The following is a 24,304-nucleotide window of genomic DNA, read 5'->3' as shown; positions in this document are numbered from 1 at the left end:
CATGGAAACACCAAACAACGAAGGAAATAAAGAAAACTTAGCGTTCGAAAATAGAATCAATTTATCAGAGTTGCAAGAGAACATTTTTAAGATAAAAAAGGAATTACAAAAAGTAATTGTTGGTCAGAAAGAAATGATGGATTTACTAATTATTTCTCTTCTTTCAGATGGTCATGCTTTAATAGAAGGAGTTCCTGGAGTTGCCAAAACAATTACAGCAAAATTATTAGCACAAACGATAGATGTTGGTTTTAGTAGAATTCAATTTACACCAGATTTAATGCCTTCAGATATACTAGGAACTTCGGTTTTTAATGTAAAAACATCTGAATTTGAATTTAAAAAAGGACCTATTTTTTCAAGTATGATTTTAATTGATGAAATCAATAGAGCTCCTGCAAAAACGCAAGCTGCATTGTTTGAAGTAATGGAAGAAAAACAAATTACTATAGATGGTAAAACCTATAAAATGGACGAACCTTTTGTAGTTTTAGCAACTCAAAACCCTATAGAACAAGAAGGAACTTACAGATTACCAGAAGCACAATTAGATCGTTTTCTGTTTAAGATTAACGTAGAGTACCCAAATGCAGATGAAGAATTAGAAATCATCATGAAAGAGCAGGCTTTAGAAAATACTTCTAAAGCAAGTAAAGTTGAAACCGTAATTACTGGTAAGAAAATTATTGAGTTCAGGAACCTTGTGAATCAAATAAAAATTGAAGAAAATCTATTAAAATATATCGCCAATATTGTAGTAAATACACGTTCTAATTCTTTTTTATATTTAGGAGCTTCACCAAGAGCAAGTATTGCAATTTTGGGTGCTTCTAGAGCATTTGCAGCCATTGAAGGCAGAGACTTTGTTACTCCAGAAGACATTAAAAGAGCTACAATTCCTGTTTTAGAACACAGAGTAATTGTAACCCCAGAAAGAGAAATGGAAGGTTTAACGAGTAAACAAATTATTGAACAAATTATTGAAGCAGTAGAAATACCTAGGTAGTTCTTAGTTGATGGTTATTGGTTTTTAGTTTAACCAACAACCAAAAACTACAAACCAAAAACCAATGCAATTGAAACACTTTTACAACACTTTATTTTTAAACAACCGATTTTTCTACTTTTTAGGAGGAATTGCATTGCTATTTGTGTTCGGTTTTTTCATACCAATCTTTTTTGAGATTTCTAAAGTGTTACTTTTTATATTAGTTGTTTTAGCATTAATAGATATTTTTATTTTATACAAAACAAAAAATGCAATCACTGTAAATCGCTATTTACCAGAACGTTTATCTAATGGAGACATCAATAAAATTTCCATACAATTAAAAAATTTATATAATTTTAATGCACATGTATCAATTATTGAAGAAATTCCATATCAATTTCAAAAGAGAGATTTTATTTTTAACCTAATACTTTCTAACAAAGAAGAAAAAACAATTCATTACGATTTAACTCCAACAGAAAGAGGTGTTTACTTATTTGGGAACATTAATATTTACGCAAGTTCTCCATTACAATTAGCAACAAAAAAATATGTTTTAGGAAATGAAAAAGAAGTTAAATGTTATCCTTCCTTTTTAAAATTAAGAGATTTCGACTTTAGAGCCTTTAATAATGATGCTGTTTCTTATGGTACAAAAAAAGTACGAAGAATTGGGCATTCTCTTGAATTTGAACAAATTAAAGAATATGTTTCTGGTGATGATATTCGTTCTTTAAACTGGAAAGCAACTGCTAAGAGAAATCAGTTAATGATCAATCAATATGTAGAAGAAAAATCGCAACCAGTGTATTCTATAATTGACAAAGGACGTGCAATGCAAATGCATTTTAACAATTTAAGTTTATTAGATTACGCTGTCAATGCTACTTTAGCTATTAGCAATGTTATCTTAAGAAAACAAGATAAAGCAGGAATGCTAACATTTTCTACCAAACTAGAAGATTGGGTTGTTGCGGAAAAAAGAAACTCTCAAATGAGTTTAATTTCGGAAGCTTTACATAATATAAAAACAAATTTTTCAGAATCTGATTTTAGTACATTATATGCAGTTGTTAAAAGAAAAATAACCCATAGAAGTTTATTGATTTTGTATACAAACTTTGAAACTATGGATGGTTTAAATAGACAACTACCCTACTTAAGAGCTTTGGCTAAAAATCATTTGGTATTAATTGTTTTCTTCGAAAATACAGAACTAGAAGCACTAACAACTTCTAAAAAAGAAGATGTGTTAGGAGTTTACGATAGTATTATTGCAGAAAAATTTATGTACGAGAAGAAAAGCATTGTAAAAGAATTAAAAAAATACGGAATTCAATCTGTTTTAACAAAACCAGAAAACTTAACTGGAGATACAATTAATAAATATTTAGAACTAAAATCTAGAGGTCTTTTTTAAGGTTTTCTTTATATTTGGTGTTAAATTAAAAATTAAAAATATGAATTGGTATTTAAAAGTATTAAAAGAACATTATTTTGACTTCACAGGAAGAGCAAGGAGACAAGAGTTTTGGATGTTTATGCTTATTAATTTTATAATTGCTTTTGTACTTGGTCTTTTAGATAATGTTTTAGGATTGAATTATGGAGCTACAGAAGAAAATGGAATTTTAAGTACTATCTACTCATTATTAGTATTTATACCAACATTGGCTTTGTACGCAAGAAGATTACATGATTATGGTAAAAGTGGTTGGTGGATTTTATTAATTTTCTTTATAATTGTTGGTTGGATCTGGTTACTTATTTGGTTCTGTATGGAAGGAGAAAACAGACCTAATAAATGGGGAGAAAACCCTAAAGGAATTGGAAATGATTCAACAATTAATGAAATTGGAAGAGAGTAAAATAATAAAATATAAAATAACATAAAAGGTTGCTATTTTAGCAACCTTTTTTATTTTAATTAAGATATTAGACAAACAACTGCAACCTAATAATAGTATTATACCTTGTGAATATTAGACAAAAATCAGAATCAGAATTTATAATTGTAATGGCATCTTTAATGTCATTAGTTGCATTAGCCATAGATGCCTTATTACCTGCAATTGCAGATATTAGTAAAACTATTCATATATCAGATCCAAAAGATAATCAATTACTAATTACTATGATTTTCTTAGGATTAGGTTTTGGACAACTTATTTCTGGTCCAATATCTGATAGTTTAGGTAGAAAACCTGTTATCTATGTAGGTTTTATTGTTTTTGTTTTTGCAAGCTTAATATGTGTTTTTTCTACTAGTTTAGAAATGATGATTCTTGGTAGAATATTACAAGGAATGGGGCTTTCTGCTCCAAGAACCATAAGTATTGCAATGGTTAGAGATCGTTTTAGCGGAAATTACATGGCAAGAGTAATGTCTTTTATTGTTGTCATTTTTATTTTAGTTCCTGTTGTTGCACCTGCAATTGGCAAACTTATGCTAGATGCATATGGTTGGAAATCTATTTTTTACAGTCAATTAATATTTGGTGTGTTTACAATGCTTTGGGTTTGGAAAAGACAACCAGAAACATTAAAATTAGAAAACCGAAAAAAGTTTAAATTCACTCTTTTTATACATGGAACTAGAGAATTTTTAAAGCATAAATATGCTGTTATTTTTACGCTGTTTTCTGGTTTTATTACGGGTTCTTTTATGGTATACTTAAGTGCTAGCCAACAAATATTTGAAGAGCAATATCAACTTAAAGAAGAGTTTCCATATATATTTGCTGGTTTAGCAATTAGCGTAGGTTTTGCTACTTTTTTAAATGGAAAACTTGTAGTAAAATTAGGAATGTATAAATTGGTAACAATTTTTACGATTCTATTTACTTTAATTCCTATTATTTATATTTCATTATTTTACGGAGAGAACAATCCAAGTATTTACCTATTACTTACTTTTTTTGGGCTACAATTCTTCGCAATTGGTTTTCTTTTTGGAAACACAAGAGCATTAGCAATGGAGCCAATAGGACATATTGCAGGAATTGGTGCAGCAATTAATGGTTTTATCTCTACAATAATGGCAGTACCTATTGCCACTTATATTGGTGGTTTTTTAACCACTACTGCTCTACCTCTGTTTATCGGTTTTTTTATATGCGGAACTATTGCTTTACTTTTATTAGGATATTTAAAAACCACCAAAAAATAGAAAACATAATCTTAAACTTTTAAACATAATGAATTTACAAATCGTTTTTGAAGATGATTACTTAATCTGTGTACATAAACCAAATAATATGTTGGTACATCATGCACGTCATTCTAGAAATGTTGTAGAAGAGGTTTCTCTTTTGCAATTAATTGAAGAAGAAAAAGGTTTAAAGGTATACCCAATTCATAGATTAGATAGAAAAACATCTGGTATTATTTTACTTGCAAAAGAAACTCAACATGTTTCTAAGTTTCAAGATTTATTTATAAACAACAAAATTCAAAAAACATATTATGGTGTTGTACGTGGATTTTCTCCTGAAACCAAAATTATAGATTCTCCTGTAAAAGGACGAGATGCAAATGTGCATAAAGAAGCACTAACTCATTTAAAAACTTTAGAACAAATTACACTTGATATCCCTGTAAAACCCTATGATTCTTCAAGGTATAGTTTAGTTGAACTATCTCCAAAAACAGGTAGAATGCATCAGTTAAGAGTGCATACCAATAAAATAAGTCATCCTTTAATTGGTGATACTAAATATGGTGATAAAAATCATGATATCATGTTTAATGAAAATTTTGGTTGGAAAAATATGTTTTTACATGCAGGGAAACTTGAATTTAAACACCCATTTACCAATGAAGAATTGGTTTTAAAAGCTACATACCCAAAAGATTGGATTGCACTTTTTAAAGAATTTAATTGGAAAAACCCTTTAGATTAAACATCTAAATTTTATTAATATAAAAGCCAGCAAACAAGTTTAGCCCAGATTGAACCTTTCGTCAAGCTCAAGACAGGCTATTGTTTGAGCTCTTTTTTAGTGTTAGTTCGAGTGAATTTTGAAGTATGAAAAATTTGTATCGAGAACAAACTAAAAAAAGCGAGTAGTGAAAGCTGGAAATAGCTTCTGATAATAATTTTTCTATTTTAAATAATTTGCTATCAAATTACTTTCTAACGTAATTTTTGGTACTTTAAAATCGAAATATTTTTCTAAAGGAATCTCAAAACCTTTGTGATTTAAATAATTGTTTAATGCAATATTTAAACCTTGACTATACAAATGATGTTCTGCACCTGTGGGATCTTCATGATACAAATCATTCTCAGCAAAACCCTTAAATTCTGGTCCAATAATTTTAATATCGAATTCTTCTGGATTTTTACCTACAGGACTGTGACTTGTACATGCAAATTGATGCCAAAAAGCAGACTGAATACAATTGTTCTGAAACAACTGACGTACAACTTCTAAAGAATCTATGGTTTCTTGTGCTGTTTCTGTAGGAAAACCAAACATTAAATACGCGTGCGTCATAATATTTTGATTGGAAAAAGCTTTGGTAACTCTTGCAACCTGACCAATATCTACTCCTTTTTTCATTTTATCCAACAACCTGTCTGAAGCAACTTCTAAACCTCCAGTTACAGCAATACAACCAGATTTAGATAATAAAGTACACAATTCTGTTGTAAATGTTTTTTCGAAACGAATGTTTGTCCACCAAGTAATAAACACTTTACGTTCTAGCAACTTATTTGCTAAAGCTCTTAGCATTTTTGGTGGAGCAGCTTCATCTACAAAATGAAAACCTGTAATGCCGGTTTCTGATATTATTTTTTCAATTTTATCAACTAAATTATCTGCAGTTGTATTTTCGTAATTGCTGATATAATCTAATGTAACATCACAAAAGGAACATTTTTTCCAATAACAACCTTTAGAAATTGTGAGTTTATTCCATTTTCCATCAGACCACATTCTGTGCATTGGATTCATCACATCTAGAAATGACAAATATTTTTTTGTAGGCAAACCAACATAACTTGGTGCTGGTAAACTTGTATGATGATAAATGGTGTTTGGCTTTTTATTTACATAAACAACATTATCATTTTTACAGATATAGGTTCTCTCTAATTGCTCCTCTCCTATTTTTCCGCTTAAAAAATCTGTAATTTTTAATAACGGACCTTCACCATCATCTAAAGTGATAAAATCTACAAAATCGAAAATTCTTGGATCTGATAAGCGTCTTAATTCTGTATTGCAATAACCACCGCCAAAACCAATTTTAATGGTTGGGTATTCTTGTTTGATAAACTGCGCACATCTTAATGTTGAAAACAAGTTTCCTGGAAATGGAATTGTGAAACAAATTAAATCATAAGTATCTTGTTGTAATTGTTCGTTTAACAAATACAGCATTTCATCTTCTATCAAAGTTGTTTCGAACTGTAAACACTCATCCAACTCATCAAAACTAGAAGCTGCTCTACCAATTTGTTCTGCATAACGTGTAAAAGAGAAAAACTCATCTACATTTGCGTTGATAAAATCGCCTAATTCTTCTACAAACAAGGTTGCAATGTGTTTTGCTTTGTCTAAGATTCCTAATTTTCCAAATTCTGCACTTAAATCTTTATCTAATTTTATACGCCTGTGTCCATAAGGTAAAAACTCTTGATGCACAATTTGGTATGCAGCTGTAACTTCTTGCACACGCAAAAAATCCATTACAGTTTCTACTTTATCTATATAATCTTGTTTTTGCTCTAAAACTAATGGAAATTCTTTATTACCAAGCATTTCTGCTTGCTTAAAAATAGCATCTATAAATTCTGAAGTAAAAACCGCTGTAAAAAGCTCTATACTTAAATCTAATTGCGTTGTTTTTACGTTTTTAGATTCTAAAAAACCTTTTATATATGCAGTTGCAGGATATGCAGTGTTTAATTGCGTAAAAGGTGGCGTTATTAAAAGTGTGTTTACAGACATGCAGCGCAAAGATACTATGTGATTTGGGAATAATAATTAGGAATACTAAAAAACGTAATTTTTATCTAGCTTTTCTAATAAAAGAAAACCTTTTTTTGAGTTATAAAAATTTAATCATTATAAATATAAACACTCTAAAAATTAATAGAACATGAAAACTTTCTATTAATATTGCTTTAATTGCTGTATATTTTTACTCTATTTTATATGTTTTCTATTTTTTAAATCTTACATAATTGAAAGCAATAAATTGATGATTCATTTCAAATAAAAACTTTAAGTTTAATTTCACACATAGCTAGTTTATAAATATTTAAATTTGATTTCTCTGAAAAACAAATTATAAGAAAACAATGAAAAACTTAAGAGAACAAACAGATGCTAAAATTGCAGCAGGACGAAAAGGAAATCCTGACTTTATGAAAGGCGTTGATGAAATTATAGAGAAAGCAAAAGCTTTTAAAGAAGGAGAAAATGCGCTTAAAGTTGGTCAGAAAGCGCCAAGTTTTGCGTTACCAAACCCTGAAGGAAAGTTATTGTCTTTAGATACATTATTAGAAAAAGGCTCAATTGTAATTACATTTTATCGTGGAGATTGGTGTCCGTATTGCAATTTACAATTAAGAGCTTTACAAGCTAGATTACCCGAAATAGAAGCTTTAGGAGCTACATTAGTTGCTATTAGTCCACAAGTACCTGATGGCTCGTTGACCGAAAGTGAAATTAACAAAATGGATTTTATTGTTTTATCAGATCAAGATGCTAAAGTAGCTACACAATTTGGTGTTGCTTGGAAAACACCTGAGTTTCTAGTAGAACATATGCGTGTTGATCGTGATCTTAATTTAGAAGAAATAAATAATGGAAATGGAACCATTTTACCTATTCCTGCTACTTTTATATTAGGACAAGATGGTTTGGTTAAATGGAACTATGTAAATATAGATTATAGAACTCGCTCTGAACCTGAAGAAATTATTGAAGTTTTAAAAAATTTATAAAATTAAATCCTCATAAAACAAGCATCTAGCATTTTATACAATTCTGGATGTTTTCTTTTTAACAGCTTTGGTCTTTCAAAAAAGTATTCTCCTGCTACCGCTAAAAATTCAATTTGTGATGTGCCTCCGTAATTTCTTATATCTGAAGTATCGTTATTAATAGCTTCCATCTTTTTATGAACTAATTGTAAATACGGAATTATATATTGTTTATCTAACAAAACAGCTGGTATACCATCTATTACACCATCTGCTTTATCTATAAGATGAATAAATTCATGAATAGCAGTATTTCCTTTATCAGTTTTATTATTAAAACCATGATGTAATGCTTTTCTAGATAAAATCATTTGATTTTCGAATCTACCTGTACCAACCAAACCCCCAATAGTTCTCCCTTTTACTTTAGAGTCAAATTTCAAATCATCATCAAAATAATCTGGATAAATTAAAACAGTTGTTAGATTAGAATAATTCCATCTAGGAAATCTAAAAACAGGAATTACAGCACTTGCAGCTACCAATAACTTATCTAATTCTTCTAACTTAAAATGAACTGCTTCAATATTTTTTGTTTTTAAGAAATAAAATACTTTAGAACAAAACAATTGCTGTTCTTTATTTGTTAACTTCCTATAAAAAAGAATATTATCTAACAATAGTTGATGCCAATATACTGGAATAACCACATTTTCTAAAGGAACTATTTTAGCATTTTTCTTTGATTTTAGACCTACATATAAAACAACAAGAAGAAGAAGAATTACAATAATATAAAGCATAAATTCTTTTAAATAGCTTTTAAACTTACAATAATTTTGCCATTGCTTCTTTTATAATCGCTGTGTTTTTTACTCTATTAGGAGTGTTTTTTGTTTTTTGATCTTGTACCATTCTTCGCATTAAATTGATAATTACTTTATCAAAATTGTATTGTTTAAATTGGTTGCCTTTTACAACCATATCATCTACTAAGTTTTGAATTGCATCTGTATTATTACTTTCTGAAATTTGAGTAAATGCTTTTTGATATAACGCTTTTATAGCATCATCTCCATTTAAATACATTCCAGACAACACACTTTTAGCTATAAAAGGCAATTCTTTTTCGTTTTTTTCTTCAATAAAAATTCTAGTTAAAGGTGTTGCTAATATTTTTCTAACCTCATCTGGTAATTGACTAGATTTTTCTACTGCTAATTGCTTATCTACATAATACATAGCTACTAAAGCTTTACCTAAAACAGCATTTGATTTACTTTCTAAAGCTTTTTCAAAAATTCCTTTTAATTCTGGGTCTGTTAATTTCCCTAAAGTTTCAATTGCTACTGCTTGCACTAATGTTTTGTCATCATTATTGGCAATTTTCATTATTTTTTGAATGGCTGCTTTTTTAGAAAATTTATTTATTAAATCTATCTTTTCTAAAGCTAAAATTCTAATCTTATAAGAAGCATCGCTCATTGCATTTGCAATAGCATTAAAAGCTGTTTTTTCTTCTTGTTTTTTTGCTACTTCTATTAAGGCTTCTCTTCTATGTGCAAAATTGTCTGCATTTTTTAATTGAAAAATATAATCACTTAACACTTTATTTTCTACTATTTCACATAATAATACTCCATCTGCATTAACCTGAATTAATGTTGGTTGTTTTGTATACGGAATCTTAAAAGATGCGTCTTTACCATTTACAAATACATGGTGTCTTGTTTTATTTCCGTTTTCGAAAATATCTATTGCAAAAGGAAACTTAAACTCGTTATCATTTAATTGTAATAAATTAACTGTTACTGTTTTTTGAATGGTATTATAATCATAAGTAACTTCAATTTTAGGATGACCAGCATTAAAATACCATTGATTAAAAAACCAGTTTAAATCTTTACCTGTAATTCTTTCTAAAACCAAACGCAATTGATGTACTTCTGCAGCTTTGTATTTATTTTCATTTAAATAGGTTTTTAATCCTAAGAAAAAAGCAGCATCACCAATATAATTACGCAACATATGCAAAATAGCTCCACCTTTATTGTAGCTTACTAAATCGAACATATCTTCTTTGTCATCATAATTAAAACGAACCAGATGTTTTTCATTATTTAACCCTTTTTTATAAGCTTCACTATCTTCATATAAATGCATATCTGCATCTAACTTTCCATATTTATATTCTCTCCATAAATACTCGCTATAATTTGCAAAAGATTCGTTTAAAGTAAGGTTAGACCAACTTTCTGAAGTTACTAAATCTCCAAACCAATGATGAAACAACTCGTGTGCAATCGTATTTTCCTGTACATTTTCATCTATTAATTGTCCTGGTGTTTGGTAAGCTTGTTCTCCATGAATTACAGCTGTTGTATTTTCCATTGCACCAGAAACATAATCTCTACCAACAATCTGACTGTATTTATTCCAAGGATATTCTACACCTAATTTTTCTGAGAAAAATTTCATCATTTCTGGTGTTAAACCAAAAATATCTTTAGCATAAGGAGCATATTCTTTTTCTACATAATAATTTACGGGTATGTTTTTATAAGAATCTTTTACAATTTCATACTCTCCTACTCCCATAAAAAATAAATAGGGAGCATGTTTTTGATCCATTTTCCAATAATCTGTTCTATTGGTTCCGTTTTTAATTTGACTTACCAATTTTCCGTTAGAAAGTGTTACAAATCTATCTGGAACAGTCATATAAATTTCTTGTGTTGTTTTTTGATTTGGACTGTCTATGGTTGGAAACCAACAACTACTTGCTTCTGTTTCTCCTTGTGTCCAAATTTGAGTTGGTTTATTCTTATCTAAACCATCTGCATTTATAAAATACAACCCTTTAGCATCTGTTATAGCAGCAGATCCTTTTTGTTTTACTTTTTCTGGACGTGCAGTGTATTTAATATAAACCGTAAACTCTTCTTCTTTTGTGTACTTTTTTGGTAAATCTATAATAATTTTATAATTATCATAATTAAAATCTAATTTTTGATTTTCTAACGATATTTGATGAATAACCATAGCTTTTGCATCTAAAATAAATTTATTAGTTGCATAAAAATGAGGTTTTGCAGTTACCCAAGCTTCTCCATTTAATTGTTTGTCTTTAAAATTAAAATCTACTTTTAATTTAGTGTGTACTAAATCGTGAATTTTATCTCTTTCTGGCTTGTATGTAGTATAAGTTTGAGAAAAACTCACTAAGCTAAACATTGCTAAAACAACAAGGAGCATTTTTTTAATCATCATAAACATCATTTCTTGTAGCATCAAAAATAAGAAATATTAAAATTGTAGCTGTTAATGAGCAGTTAAATTCAAAAAGTATACCAAAAACAAATAAAAAAAGCTGTAACCAATTAAGATTACAGCTTTTTATGTTTATTATATAAAAAGTTTATTTGCCTTTAAAAATGGCACTAAATTGTTCTAAACCAATATTATCTCCGTCAATTTTGACACTATTCATCATTTCTATAATTTTTGCAGGATTCATGTTATCTCCTAACAAACGTGCAACTCCTACTCCAGCTTCTTTACCGTAACCAAAAGCAATTACTTCGTCTATAGATTCTGTATCTCCTGTATAATAAAGACTTACATTCATTCCTTTTGCTTTCATAGACATTAAAGTTTTATACTCTTTATTGTCTTTAAAAATGTTTTTTAGTTTTGCTTTTTCAACTTCATAAGCTGCTTCATTATTTTTTATAGGCAATGCTACAACATTTACTTTACGAATACTTTTTAAAGTAGCTTTTACATCTTCAGAAACATCATCAGATTTTAACTGTAAAAACGTTGTAGGAATATCAACAGTTATAAAACCTGTTTTTTCTTGACTTTCCACTAAATATCCTTGTAATGATTTTTCGTTTTTACATGAAGTAATCATTAAAACAAGTAATAAAAGTGAAAGTACTTTTGTTATATTTTTCATTATTTTTTGTTTTAGTTGATAAAATCTATCCTATTAAACATAGTTGAAAAGTATTTAGTTTCAACTATGCTCAAACAGATATCTATTTACTTGTCTTTACCTTTAGAAAAAGTATCTGCTAATTCAGACATTTTATTAATATCTATGTTACCTGTTAAAGAGACAATAACAGCTTCTGATTGACCTTTTGTATGTTTGTCAATACCTTTAATAAACATTAACACTTCGCTTACAAAATCTTTGTTCTTAGTAGATTTTACGTAGATTTTTACACGAGAATTGTCATCTTTAATTCTCATTAATTGTGTTAAGTTTTGTTTTTTAATAGCTGAATTAGCCATTTTTTCCATTTTGTTTGCGATGTCTGAATTAGAAGCAGAAAACATTTTAAATTCTTTTAAATCTTGAATCATTTGAAAGACTTTCATCCCTTCATTATCATCAATCTGCACATTTTTAAACTTAGAGATTAACTCAAAAGCATCTTTGGTAACTACTACCATATCTACTCCATCCATATCTTCTAATGTGTCAAAAAACGACTGTGCGTTGGTTACCATTGGTGCAACTACTAACGCTATTAATATTGCTATTTTTTTCATAATTTCTCTGTTTACTTGGTTTTACTATTCTACTTGGTTTATTTTAATATTTTGTTTACTGTATTTTTATAAGTATGTAAGGTTGCTACTGCTTGCTCGCCTTTTTTAAAGTTTGAAGACAAAAGTCTTAACCCTTCTGTAATTTGCGCAAATTTCTTATTTGCTTGATATCTATCATATTCATTTTTACCAATAAATACACTAAATAATAAGGCTACTGACGCTGCTACAGATAACCATTTTAAGTTTCTCTTTTTAGATTTCTTAGGTTCTAACTGAATGGTTTTTGTAAACGTTTCATCTTTAGTTGCAGCAAAATAATTAAACATGAATGCATACTCTTGCAAATGTGGTGCAATATCCCCTCCTGTAAAATAGTTTCTTAAGGTTGCTTCTTCTTGCAAAGACGTTTCCGCGTTTTCGTATTTTTCTACTAATTTCTCTATGTTAGCTAACTCCATAGTTGTGTTTTTTAATTAATGCTTCTCTTATCGTTTTTCTTGCTCTAGATAAAGCTACTCTTACTGCTGTTGGTTTCATATCTACCATTTTGCAAATTTCGTCAAAATCATATTGTTCAACATCTCTTAGTTGAATAATAATTTTTTGTTGTTCTGGTAAGTCTTCTATCAATTGGTGTACTTGGTTTACACTATCTTTATGTTCAACTTGTTTATCTAAAGACGTATCTTTTTCTTTATAATTACTGTGTACTAATGTTAAATTACTTGCTTGTTTAGATTTTAAACGATCATAACAATAATTTTTAGTCATTGTCATAGCAAATGCCTCAACATTCTTGTAATCAGCAATCTTTTCTTTACTTCTCCATAATTTAAAGAATAGTTCTTGTGTAGCATCTTCAGCCTCTTCTGTAGAAACTAAAAGTCTTTTTGCTAACCTAAAAACTTTATCTTTAAATGGTAAAACAACTTTTAAAAAGTCTGATTGGTTCATTTGGTTTTGGTTGATTTATCTTGTAATCTTAAAATAAAAACGTTTCTATTTATCAGGTTTACATAATTACGACGATGCATACTATATTTTGTTACAAGATATTTTAAAAATAATACTATTTCTCTTTATATTGCGTTAGTTTTACTATAAACATTTTATTATAAATGAAAAATTTTACAAAAAAACTCATATTTTTTATTGCTTTAAGCTTATTAGTTAGTTGTTCTAAAGACGATAGTTCTAGTATTCCTCAAGATATAGAAATTCAAGATTTTGTTTGGAAAGGAATGAATGCTTATTATTACTGGCAAAGCGATGTACCTAATTTGGCAGACACTCGTTTTTCTTCACAAGCAGAGATAAATAGTTTTTCTTATGGGTTTCCAACACCTGAAGAATTATTTGAAGCAGTACGTTATCAACCAGGAGTTATAGACAGATTTTCTTGGATTGTTGATGATTATATTGCTTTAGAAAATTATTTTCAAGGTATTACTTTAAATAATGGAATGGAATTCTCTTTATTTTATGAAAACGGAAGTACTACAAATGCTTATGGTATTGTAAGATATGTAGTACCAAACTCTGATGCAGATAATAAAGGTGTATTAAGAGGAATGGTTTTTAGTGCTGTAAATGGAACTCCAATTACAAATAATAACTACCAAAGTTTATTATTTGGTACAAATACAAATTACACTATTAATTTAGCAGATTTTAATGCAGGCAATCCTATTTTAAATGGAAATTCTATTTCTTTAGAAAAATTTGAATTGCAAGATAATCCTGTTTCAATTGTAAAAACTTTTGATGAGGGCACAAAAAAAATTGGATATTTATTATACAATCAATTTGCAAGTTCATATGATGGAGAATTAAATGCTGCATTTAATTATTTTAAAACACAAGGTGTAAATGAATTAATTGTTGATTTAAGATACAATGGTGGTGGTTCTGTAAGAACTGCAACCTATTTAGGAAGCATGATTACGACAAAATCTAATGAAACTTTATTTTCTCAACAAGTTTGGAATGAAAAAGTAATGAAAAACATTGATGCTAGTTATTTCTTAAATTATTTTACAGATATGATAAAGAATACTGATGAAAATGGAAATGTTATTCTAGAAGAAACCATAAATAGTTTAAATCTTTCTAGTGTCTATTTTATTGTAACAGAAGATACAGCATCGGCTTCAGAATTAGTAATAAATGCCTTAAAACCTTATATTGATGTAAATTTAGTTGGCACACAAACTGTTGGAAAACAAGTAGGTTCTATTACTTTATATGATTCTGATGGTTATGGAAGAAATGATGCTAATTTAAATCCAAATCATACGTATGCAATGCAACCTATTGTACTGGAGATAACAAACTCTAAAGGAGAGAATAATCCTGATGGTTATATTCCTGAAGTAGAACTTTATGAAGATTTTGGTCAAATTTCTGGCGACGTAGATTTAGGTGTTTTAGGAGAAAAATCTGATCCCTTATTAAACAGAACAATTAACTATATAACAACTGGTTCAAAATTTTCTGGAAAAAGAACAATTTCTGTCAAAAAAGAACAGATTACAAATTCTAAATTACAAAGACCTTTTGCAAATGAAATGTATGTAGATTTTAAGTAACAATAATACTTCATAAAAAAAACAGTTTAAAAACTGATTTTTTTTATGCTTAAAATTTAATTACTTTAAATCAGGTTTGTCAATAAACCCTTCTATTTCTTTATCCGTTAAAACATCTGGTCTAAATTCACTCATTAATTCTTCTCTTTTAGATTTAGCATACTTATAGCCAGATTTCCACCATTTTCGCATTAATTTTTCATCAAAAACTAATGAATTGGTAGTTAGCACAGTAGGTGTATAATATAAATTTAATTTTATATCTTTATTATTAGCTGCTAATTTACCTATGGTAATATTATGTCTTTCTACATGCGTTAACATAAAATCGAACACATCAAACAATAATGAAAACGGATTTGTAGCTGGCAATCTATTAAAATGAGAAACTTCTGTTTCTAAAATAATAGCATCTATCTCTGTAGCACCTCTTAAAATTGCTTCTCTAATGGGCACTAAAGCTCCAAAACCACCATCTGCATATTGACAATTGTTTTTTTCTAATAAACTCATAAAAGGCACATAATTACAAGAACCCCAAATCCAATCACAAAAATCATCATACGTACAATCATTTATAGACTTATACTCTATATTGTTTGCTGTTAAATTAGAAACTGTAACAACAACTTCTTTATTATTGGCTTTAATTTCTTCATACATTTCTTTGGTAACGTTCCTTTTTATTAAACTTCTTAGGTTTTTACTTTCTCCAAAAGTTTTTCTTCCGTTTAAAAAATTCCAAAAAGTATTTAAGTGACGAATACTAATAACCTTCTCTCCAGCAACTCTTTTTATTTTAAAAGGATTGTTACTAAAAATTGTTTTCTGATTTACGTTTGTATAAAGTTTCTTTAAATCATCTAATCTTCCTAATGCTAAATGAGAAACCATTAAACTTCCTGTAGAAGTGCCTAAAAATAAATCGTAATCTTTATTTTCTTTTTTCATTAAGTATTGTGCAACACCACCTGCAAATGCTCCTTTACTACCTCCTCCAGAAATTACCAATGCTTTTTTCATTATCTAAAAATGATTTGTTTATTTTAGTGCTATAAAAATATCAAAAATGAAAAGAATAACCGTACTATTTTTTATTTTCCTAGTTTTTAGCTCTTGTAATAAAGAATATCAACCCAGAATAATAGATAATATAACTGTTAAAGAGTTTAAAATGGAAAATATTAGCATTAGAGCTATTAAAGTTGTTGATAAAGAAAAAGTAATTTATGCAGGTTCTAACGGAGAGGTTGGCTACTTTACAGATAACAATTTACCTACTTTACAACCAATTTCAATTAAATATCAAGATTCTTTAAGTCCTAATTTTAGAAGTATTACCTCAAATGGAAAGGCTGTTTTTACTTTAAGTGTTGCAAATCCTGCCCTATTGTACAAAATTGCTGACGGAAAAACTGAATTAAAATATTCTGAAAAACACGAAAAGGTTTTTTATGATTCAATGAAATTTTTTGATGATCTTAAACACGGAATTGCAGTTGGAGATCCTACAGAAAACTGTGCTTCTATTCTTTTAACTTCTGATGGAGGTGAAACTTGGAAAAAAATTACATGCAATAACCTTCCTGAATTTGAACAAGGGGAAGCCTTTTTTGCTGCAAGTAATACCAATATAAAAACTATTGGCAGTACTGTTTGGATTGCTTCTGGAGGAAAAAAATCTAGAATCTTAAAATCTGATAATTACGGAAAAACATGGCAAATTTTTGAAACCCCAATTATTCAAGGAGTTGGTGCTCAAGGAATATATTCAATAGATTTTGCTGATAAAAATAACGGAATTGTAATTGGAGGTGATTATTCTAAACCATTAGAAAATAAAAAAAACAAAGCAATAACAAATGATGGGGGAAAAACTTGGACATTAGTTGCTAATGAACAAAACCCTAACTATAAAAGTTGTGTACAATACGTACCTAAAACCAATGGGAAAGAGATTTTTGCTGTAGGAAAAACAGGGGTTTCTTTTTCTAATGATGGTGGAATTTCTTGGAAAGAGGTTTCTAAAGATAGTTATTATGCAATTCAATTTGTAGATAGAAATACAGCATGGTTATCTGGTAACAATAAAATTGGAAAATTGGTTTTAAAATAAATGAAGGAAAATTTATTTTTATTTACAGGAGTTTTATTCCTATTTTTTTCTTGCTCAAAACCATCTAAAATTGGTAAAGATTTTAATTGTAAAACTGCAAGTTTTAATAATATAGAAGAAATAAAAGATGTAAAAAATTTCTTTTCTATTAAGATTCCTAAAACTTGGAAAACCAATTTTTATTATGATGCTGTACAATCTTCAATTTATACTGCAGATACTACAAAACAATTAACAGAAACTTTACTTTTAGATATTACTTCTATCAATCAAAACCTTAAATTTGATATCGCTTTTAAGTTAAAACAAGAGCAAAACAATTTATCTAAAAAATTAATAAAAAAAGCATCAAAAGAAGTAATAATACAAAACAAACCTGCTTATTATACAATTTCTAAAGGAAAAAAAGGAAAGTTCAATTATCAAGTAGGGCATTTTTTTATCAAAATAAATGAACAGAAATTTATATTAGCAAAAGCCGAAATTTATGGAGACTCCTTAATTAACAAAAGATTCTGTAACGCTTTAGCTCTTATTGAAAAAATAAAAATATTATATTAAAATGATTAGTAAACAACACATTATCAATAGATTCATTAAGTATGTTACCATAGATACTGAATCAGATCCAAACAATCCTGCTTTTCCCAGTACAACAAAACAATGGGATTTAGCAAAGGTTTTAGTTGATGAATTGAAAGAAATAGGAATGCAAGATGTAGATTTAGATAACAATTGCTACATCATGGCAACTTTACCAAGTAATTTAGATTATGAAGTGCCAACCATTGGTTTTGTTGCACATATTGATACAAGTCCAGATTTTACTGGTAAAGGTGTAAAACCTCAAATTATAGAAAATTACGATGGAAAAGATATCGTTTTAAATAAAGAGCAAAATATTATTTTATCTCCTAGTTATTTTGATGATTTATTACAATATAAAGGTCAAACCATAATAACAACAGATGGCACAACACTTTTAGGAGCAGATGATAAAGCAGGAATAACAGAAATTGTTTCTGCTATGGAATATTTAATTCAGCATCCAGAAATTAAACATGGTACAATAAGAATTTGTTTTACACCAGATGAAGAAGTTGGTAAAGGTGCTCATTTATTTGATGTAAAAAAGTTCGGTGCAAAATGGGCTTACACTATGGATGGAAGTCAGATTGGTGAATTAGAATACGAAAACTTTAATGCAGCTGGAGCAAAAGTTACAATAACTGGTAAAATTGTTCATCCAGGTTATGCAAAAGGAAAAATGATAAACTCTATGCTTATTGCTAATGAATTTATTGCTTCTCTTCCTTTAAACGAAGTTCCAGAAAAAACAGAAGGTTATGAAGGTTTTTTTCACTTACATGACATGAATGGAAATGTAGAAAACACTGTTTTAGAGTATATTATTAGAGATCATGATTTAGAATTGTTTAAAGGTAGAAAACAATTAATACAACAAACTGCAATCAATCTTAATAAAAAATACAATCAAGAAATTATTAAAGTAGAAATTAAAGATCAATACTTTAATATGAAAGAAAAAATAACTCCTGTAATGCATATTGTTGATATAGCAGAAGAAGTTATGAAAGATTTAGGAATAACTCCTTTAATTAAAGCAATTCGTGGAGGAACAGATGGTTCTCAATTATCCTATAAAGGTTTGCCTTGTCCTAATATTTTTGCTGGTGGACACAATTTTCATGGTCGTTTTGAGTATGTTCCTGTAGAATCTATCCTAAAAGCAACAGAAGTAATTATTGGTATTGCTAAAAAAGTTTCAGAAAAATAAAAGTATAAAAAAAGTCTTCAGTAAACTGAAGACTTATTTATCATAGCTTATGCTATTAAGTAAACTCATTAAGAATAAAGCCCCTAATCTCTATAAAAAAGTATTGTTTACGCTACAAACTTAATCATTTTTATCATATAACACACAAAAATGTTAAAATAATTCAGGTTTTTTACCTTTTATATTTTTAAAGTAATTATAAAACACCTCAAAATCCTTTTCTTTATTAGGTGTAACATAATATGGCTTAGAAATTTTAACTTTTTTATTTCCAAAATCTAGTGTAGCCATTACAATAGGCACATTAGCACCTTTTGCTATATAATAAAAGCCAGTTTTCCATTTATCTACCTTTTTTCTTGTTCCTTCAGGAGATATACCTAATCTAAATTCATCTTTAGTATTAAAAACATCTATTACTGCATCCACTAAATTATTGCTTTTAGTTCTATCAACTGGTGTACCTCCTAACATTTTAAAGAAAAAACCAAAAGGTGGTTTAAACAAAGACCCTTTACCAATAAAATGAATCATTGTTCCAGAAGCCATTCTAGATAAAATTGCGATAGGAAAATCTACCCAACTTGTATGTGGTGCTGCTATAACAACATATTTCTTAATATCTTGAGGAAAGTCGTTTTCTAATTTCCACCCGAGTAAAGTAAATAATATAAATCTTGAAATGCGTTTCATTTAACTATAAAAGTAACTGTTTATAAAATCCTTATTTAAAGGTTTTGTGTTCTTATTTAAAGTGATAAATTTATGAACTTAAATTGATATGATGAACGAATTGATTATTTACTTCTTAATAGCACTGATTTTTAGTTTAATAGGTTTCTTTATTGGCAAGCTTTTAACCAAATTAAATTTCGAAAAAGAAAATGGAAACACAGAAAAAGAAAAATCTGCCCTAGAATTTGAAATATCTAAACTTAATGAAGGTGAAAAAAATGCCAAAATTAAAATTGATGAACTGCAAAGCGAGCTAAAATTCATTCAAAAAGAAAAAGAAAATTTAATTTCTGATAAAACGCGTTTAGAAACTGAATTTAAAAATACAGAAGAAAAACTACAAGAAAACAAAAAGGAAGTAGAAAAACTACAAGAGAAATTTACCAATGATTTTGAAGTTTTAGCGAATAAAATTTTAGAAGAAAAATCGAATAAATTTACTGAACAAAATAAAGAAAACTTAAAGGTAATTTTAAATCCATTACAAGAAAAAATTAAAGTTTTCGAAGATAAAGTAGATAAAACTCACAAAGAAAGTATCGATTATCACGCTGCTTTACGTCAGCAAATTTTAGGCTTAAAAGAGCTAAATCAGCAAATGAGTAAAGAAACTTTAAACCTTACAAAAGCTCTTAAAGGAGATAATAAAATGCAAGGAAACTGGGGAGAACTAGTGCTAGAGAGAGTTTTGGAAAGGTCTGGTTTAGAGAAAGATAGAGAGTACTATGTGCAGCAAAGCTTTATAAATGAAGAAGGCAGAAGAATTTTACCAGATGTTGTAATTCATTTGCCAGATAATAAAAAAATGGTGGTAGATTCTAAAGTATCTTTAACAGCTTATGAACAGTTTGTAAATGAAGAAGATGATACTTTAAAAGAACAATTTTTAAAAGAACACGTTGCATCACTTAAAAGACATGTAGAGCAATTGTCTGAAAAAAAATACGAAGACATTTATAAAATAGAATCGCCAGATTTTGTATTGCTTTTTATACCTATAGAACCTGCTTTTGCAGTTGCAATTAATACAGATAATAGTTTATACAATAAAGCTTTTGAAAAAAATATTGTTATTGTTACACCTTCTACTCTACTAGCTACTTTACGTACTATAGATACCATGTGGAACAATGAAAAACAACAAAAAAATGCTTTAGAAATTGCGAGACAAGCGGGTGCTTTATATGATAAATTTCATGGTCTTTTAGCTGATTTAATTGGTGTTGGTAAGAAGATTGATGCTTCTAAAACTGATTATAATGCTGCTATGAATAAACTTTTTGAAGGAAGAGGAAACCTTATTACAAGTGTAGAAAAGTTAAAGAAAATGGGAGCTAAAGCTAAAAAATCTCTTCCAGAAAATATTATTCAAAGAGCAAATCAAGAAGACTAAAGAAACTCACTTACTTTGCGATCTCTTTTTATAAAATAAAACTTATCTTTTTCTATTATTTTTTTTCTGTATCCAAATAAATGGAAAATATCTGTAGCTAAAAACTTTGCCGTTTTTTGGTTTACAATTAAAGTATGTTTATTTGCAAGATCTGCATCTACACCAGGTAACAAAGTTAAAAGGTTATGAAACTTCAATTTTCTTAGAATTCTAGAGGCTTTTAACCAAAATTTAGAAATTTTAGAAATAATAAAAAAACCATCATCACCTTTTTGTTGATATAAAGGCATAAAAATTTTAGCTTTATAAGAAGAATATATTTCTTTTCCGTTAGAAAAAGCTAACAATTCATTTTTATCAATTTCTTGGAAATTTTTGTAACCATCAACCATTTTAAACCTTTCTAATGGCTTAATGGTGTATTTATAATCTATTTTGTAAAATTCTTGTTGTTCGTTAAAAAAAGACAATGATTTTTTATAAAAACTATAGTTTTTTATTTCTTTCTTTTTAACACATTTTGCTGCAACTAAAGCCAACCAAAGAAAGGCAACTGTATTATCTACAGATTCTTTTTTATCATGCTGACCCGCTTCAAAACCTAATGCTATATGACCAAATTCATTTATATAAGTTAGCAAAGGTCCGTCTAAAAATTCTTCAATTCCTAAAATAGTGGGTATAGTAAAATTAGAGGAAAATTTTCTATTATTTAAAGAATCACTAATTGTAATAAAAGGTTGTGTATCTGCAGAAGTTGTATGTAAATCTATAAAGTAAAAAGGTCCCTTTTCCCATTTTAAAATATCTCTAATAATAATATAAATTTCATATTGTTCTTGATATTCTACTTCTAAATCATAACCATTGTATAATTTTTGAACCTCTTGTTTGGTCCAAATTCTATTTAAGTCTACATTTTTAAAACGAATATTTTTTAATATGGCATTTATATTACCTGCAATTCCATAAAAATTGCCTTTAAAAGGTATATTCTCTTTTTCAATATTATTAAAAACTTGAGATAGTGCATTTAGACCAGCTCTTTCATTTCCATGAATTCCACCAATTGCAATAACAGTAGGAGATTCTTTAGTGCCGCTAATATTTCCTATTACTCTTTTTACAATAATTTTTTCATTAAAAGATTGAATTTCTATCTGCTTGCTCATTAATTTTTTTGTTTTTTTCTGTTCTTATCAAATCACTTTTTGTAAAAATTCCAACTAACTTATCTTCCTTTACAACTGCAATACAGGTATTTTTTGTGTTTAAAATTAATTTTTTTGCTTCTTTATAGGTTGCTTCTGGATCTAAAACATCATAATTTTTATTCATAATATTTTTTGCAACCCTATTTTTTACTTTTTTTGATGAAAAATCGAGTACATCTAATTGTATTTTTTCTATAACCCCTACAATTTTATTATGTTTATCTACTACTGGAATATGATGAATTTTTTTCCATTCCATTATTTTTAAAACTAGTTTTAATAAATCGTTTTCATGAGCTACAAAAAGACTTGTAGACATTATCTTATAAACTTTATCATATTTTTTATCACTATTATTTTTATAAATATCTACAGATTCCCATTCAGAAATTGTTTTATTTAACCTCTGATTTTTATACATATTTTCTGTTAAAATAACATGAGATTCATACCTAGAAACTTCCTTTCTTAATTTACGTTTATTTTTTACAAGCCATTTACTACCTGTTATACTCGTATCAATTCTTTTTTGAATAATTCCTAAATAATAATCTATTTCAGTTTCATCAATATCAGACTTTAGTAAACCTTCTTTAGCCATTGGTATTAAAATGTTTTCTAATAGTTTTTTTGCAGATATTCCTTTATCAAACCAATTAAAATAAGTATTTATTCCTGTTCTAGCTGCGTTTATAAAATTTCCACGAGCATCATTAAAAGGCATTTTACGCCAAATTTTCTCATATTGTTTTGGCATACCTTGCATAACACCAACCCATAAAAGTGCATTTGAAATTTCATCTTTTACACTTGGTCCTGCAGGAATATATCTATTTTCAATACGTAAATGAGCTACATTTTTATGAACTCCATAACACAATCTATTCCACTTATATAAAGTTCCATTATGAAGATTAAAAGCCTTTAATTGAGGCATAATTCCTTTTTTAACAGCTTCTATAGAATCTTCTTTAAATTTTGATGAAACAATAGGTGGATATCTAGAAATATCATCTGTAAATAATTCTAAAATAGAATCTTTTATCCAATTATTACCAAAAGAAACTCTCGGTTTTTGTTCTCTAGAAAAATGAGTTACATTTCTTAAATCTATACTTTGTTGAAAAAGAGCAATTCTAGTTTCACTCCATAATTCTTTTCCTAATAAAATAGGAGAATTTGTCATTATAGATAGTAATGGTCCAGCAATAACTTGCGACCAATTGTATTTATCTATTGCTTCTTCTGGATTTATTTGTAAATGAACTTGAAAACTAGTGTTACAAGCTTCAAACAAAATAGATTTATGCTTTAAAATTAGTTCATCTACACCTTGTATATGCAATTTAAAATCATCTCCACGCATTTTCTTTAAAACATTATTTAATGTTTTATAACGTTTAAATGGAGTAACATTTTTAAAAACCAGGTCTTTTTTTCTTAAAGTTGGTAAAATTCCTGCAAGTATAATTTTATTATTATCTATACTTTCTGCTACTTTATACCCTTTATCTAATAAAGAGGTTAGTTGTTTTTCTATATTAGTAAAACACTTGTTTTTTAATTCAAAAGGATCTAAGTTTATTTCTAAATTAAATAATGCTAATTCTGTAGTATAGTGTGAATCATTAATTTTCTCTAAAATTTCTAAAGCTTTTGTAGATGGTCTAAAATCTTTATCTACAATACACAATTCTTGTTCTGCACCTACTCTATGTATGCCAGTTTCAAACAAATTATTTTTAATCATATACTCAAAAGCTTCCATATCATTGAGTAAATGATGTACAAATTCTTTACGATCTTTTTGCGTTTTTATTGCAGAAACAGCTTGTGACCCCATATTGAACGTATTGTATTACTACGAAGTAAGCAAAAATAAGGCAAAACAAATATGATAATTATCATTACTATAACAATAACAAAAGCATCAAGAATTAACTTGATGCTTTTTAAATATTGT

22 protein-coding genes are annotated in these 24,304 nt (G+C 28.0%); 11 read left to right on the top strand and 11 right to left on the bottom strand.

Annotation, left to right across the window (positions count from 1 at the left end):
• Position 1: 1 nt before the first annotated feature.
• The 5 genes from ABJG40_RS01785 (at position 2) to ABJG40_RS01765 (ending at position 4,893) form a co-directional block, all read left to right on the top strand.
• Complete coding sequence (locus tag ABJG40_RS01785; RefSeq protein WP_348022867.1) at positions 2-1,006, top strand: MoxR family ATPase; 1,005 nt, start codon at positions 2-4, stop codon at positions 1,004-1,006.
• Positions 1,007-1,070: 64 nt separating this feature from the next.
• Complete coding sequence (locus ABJG40_RS01780; RefSeq protein ID WP_348022866.1) at positions 1,071-2,411, top strand: DUF58 domain-containing protein; 1,341 nt, start codon at positions 1,071-1,073, stop codon at positions 2,409-2,411.
• A gap of 40 nt (positions 2,412-2,451) precedes the next feature.
• The gene (locus ABJG40_RS01775) at positions 2,452-2,859 is read left to right on the top strand and encodes a DUF805 domain-containing protein (RefSeq protein WP_348022865.1); all 408 of its coding nucleotides are present in this window, start codon (positions 2,452-2,454) and stop codon (positions 2,857-2,859) included.
• Positions 2,860-2,966: 107 nt separating this feature from the next.
• Positions 2,967-4,160: a multidrug effflux MFS transporter gene (locus ABJG40_RS01770; RefSeq protein WP_348022864.1), complete on the top strand. Its 1,194-nt coding sequence runs from the start codon at positions 2,967-2,969 to the stop codon at positions 4,158-4,160.
• 28 nt (positions 4,161-4,188) lie between these two features.
• Complete coding sequence (locus tag ABJG40_RS01765) at positions 4,189-4,893, top strand: pseudouridine synthase (protein ID WP_348022863.1); 705 nt, start codon at positions 4,189-4,191, stop codon at positions 4,891-4,893.
• Between the two features lie 201 nt (positions 4,894-5,094).
• Here the strand turns inward: ABJG40_RS01765 and ABJG40_RS01760 are convergent, their stop codons facing one another.
• Positions 5,095-6,951, bottom strand: coding sequence for a radical SAM protein (locus tag ABJG40_RS01760; protein WP_348022862.1), 1,857 nt, complete (start codon positions 6,949-6,951; stop codon positions 5,095-5,097).
• Between the two features lie 353 nt (positions 6,952-7,304).
• Between ABJG40_RS01760 and ABJG40_RS01755 the strand changes: the two genes are divergently transcribed.
• Positions 7,305-7,952 carry a peroxiredoxin-like family protein gene (locus ABJG40_RS01755; protein ID WP_348022861.1) on the top strand — a complete coding sequence of 216 codons (648 nt, stop codon included), beginning with the start codon at positions 7,305-7,307 and terminating at the stop codon, positions 7,950-7,952.
• A 2-nt stretch (positions 7,953-7,954) separates the two neighbouring features.
• Here ABJG40_RS01755 and ABJG40_RS01750 read toward each other — a convergent pair whose 3' ends face one another.
• The 6 genes from ABJG40_RS01750 to ABJG40_RS01725 form a co-directional block, all read right to left on the bottom strand.
• Positions 7,955-8,734 carry a M90 family metallopeptidase gene (locus ABJG40_RS01750; RefSeq protein WP_348022860.1) on the bottom strand — a complete coding sequence of 260 codons (780 nt, stop codon included), beginning with the start codon at positions 8,732-8,734 and terminating at the stop codon, positions 7,955-7,957.
• Positions 8,735-8,759: 25 nt separating this feature from the next.
• Positions 8,760-11,201: a M1 family aminopeptidase gene (locus ABJG40_RS01745; RefSeq protein ID WP_348022859.1), complete on the bottom strand. Its 2,442-nt coding sequence runs from the start codon at positions 11,199-11,201 to the stop codon at positions 8,760-8,762.
• Between the two features lie 148 nt (positions 11,202-11,349).
• Positions 11,350-11,892, bottom strand: coding sequence for a DUF4252 domain-containing protein (locus tag ABJG40_RS01740; RefSeq protein WP_348022858.1), 543 nt, complete (start codon positions 11,890-11,892; stop codon positions 11,350-11,352).
• Between the two features lie 86 nt (positions 11,893-11,978).
• Positions 11,979-12,494, bottom strand: a complete 516-nt coding sequence (locus ABJG40_RS01735; RefSeq protein ID WP_348022857.1) for a DUF4252 domain-containing protein — start codon at positions 12,492-12,494, stop codon at positions 11,979-11,981.
• Between the two features lie 38 nt (positions 12,495-12,532).
• Complete coding sequence (locus ABJG40_RS01730; RefSeq protein ID WP_348022856.1) at positions 12,533-12,955, bottom strand: hypothetical protein; 423 nt, start codon at positions 12,953-12,955, stop codon at positions 12,533-12,535.
• Positions 12,942-13,451 (bottom strand): sigma-70 family RNA polymerase sigma factor, encoded by a 510-nt coding sequence (locus ABJG40_RS01725; RefSeq protein ID WP_348022855.1) that lies wholly within the window; start codon positions 13,449-13,451, stop codon positions 12,942-12,944. Before ABJG40_RS01725 ends, ABJG40_RS01730 begins: the two co-directional genes overlap by 14 nt.
• Before the next feature lie 164 nt (positions 13,452-13,615).
• On the opposite strand from ABJG40_RS01725, the gene ABJG40_RS01720 reads away from it, so the two are divergent.
• Positions 13,616-15,085, top strand: coding sequence for a S41 family peptidase (locus ABJG40_RS01720; protein WP_348022854.1), 1,470 nt, complete (start codon positions 13,616-13,618; stop codon positions 15,083-15,085).
• Positions 15,086-15,145: 60 nt separating this feature from the next.
• Here the strand turns inward: ABJG40_RS01720 and ABJG40_RS01715 are convergent, their stop codons facing one another.
• On the bottom strand, positions 15,146-16,108 hold the full coding sequence (locus ABJG40_RS01715) for a patatin-like phospholipase family protein (protein WP_348022853.1): 963 nt from the start codon (positions 16,106-16,108) through the stop codon (positions 15,146-15,148).
• Between the two features lie 46 nt (positions 16,109-16,154).
• Here ABJG40_RS01715 and ABJG40_RS01710 point away from each other — a divergent pair, with 46 nt between their 5' ends.
• The 3 genes from ABJG40_RS01710 to pepT are packed head-to-tail and all read left to right on the top strand — an operon-like array spanning position 16,155 to position 18,999.
• A complete protein-coding gene (locus tag ABJG40_RS01710; RefSeq protein WP_348022852.1) occupies positions 16,155-17,201 on the top strand; it encodes an oxidoreductase in 1,047 nt (348 codons plus the stop codon).
• The gene (locus ABJG40_RS01705) at positions 17,202-17,762 is read left to right on the top strand and encodes a hypothetical protein (protein ID WP_348022851.1); all 561 of its coding nucleotides are present in this window, start codon (positions 17,202-17,204) and stop codon (positions 17,760-17,762) included. It abuts the gene before it with no gap.
• Position 17,763: 1 nt separating this feature from the next.
• Positions 17,764-18,999, top strand: a complete 1,236-nt coding sequence (gene pepT / locus ABJG40_RS01700; RefSeq protein ID WP_348022850.1) for a peptidase T — start codon at positions 17,764-17,766, stop codon at positions 18,997-18,999.
• Between the two features lie 153 nt (positions 19,000-19,152).
• Here the strand turns inward: pepT and ABJG40_RS01695 are convergent, their stop codons facing one another.
• On the bottom strand, positions 19,153-19,692 hold the full coding sequence (locus ABJG40_RS01695) for a 1-acyl-sn-glycerol-3-phosphate acyltransferase (RefSeq protein ID WP_348022849.1): 540 nt from the start codon (positions 19,690-19,692) through the stop codon (positions 19,153-19,155).
• A 91-nt stretch (positions 19,693-19,783) separates the two neighbouring features.
• Between ABJG40_RS01695 and rmuC the strand changes: the two genes are divergently transcribed.
• Positions 19,784-21,127, top strand: coding sequence for a DNA recombination protein RmuC (rmuC, locus tag ABJG40_RS01690; RefSeq protein WP_348022970.1), 1,344 nt, complete (start codon positions 19,784-19,786; stop codon positions 21,125-21,127).
• Here the strand turns inward: rmuC and ABJG40_RS01685 are convergent.
• Together ABJG40_RS01685 and ABJG40_RS01680 are read right to left on the bottom strand one after the other, a co-directional pair.
• Positions 21,124-22,299, bottom strand: a complete 1,176-nt coding sequence (locus tag ABJG40_RS01685; protein WP_348022848.1) for a succinylglutamate desuccinylase/aspartoacylase family protein — start codon at positions 22,297-22,299, stop codon at positions 21,124-21,126. The two genes, rmuC and ABJG40_RS01685, sit on opposite strands and share 4 nt — an antisense overlap.
• Entirely contained in the window at positions 22,268-24,184 is a 1,917-nt protein-coding gene (locus tag ABJG40_RS01680) for a CBS domain-containing protein (RefSeq protein ID WP_348022847.1), read from the bottom strand. The genes ABJG40_RS01685 and ABJG40_RS01680 overlap by 32 nt, the downstream gene beginning before the upstream one ends.
• Between the last annotated feature and the right edge of the window lie 120 nt (positions 24,185-24,304).

The sequence above is a fragment of the Polaribacter sp. genome (assembly GCF_039939415.1).
Lineage (GTDB): Bacteria > Bacteroidota > Bacteroidia > Flavobacteriales > Flavobacteriaceae > Polaribacter.
Note: the sequence above shows the minus strand (reverse complement) of the source record. Positions and strands in the feature narration are given on the sequence as shown.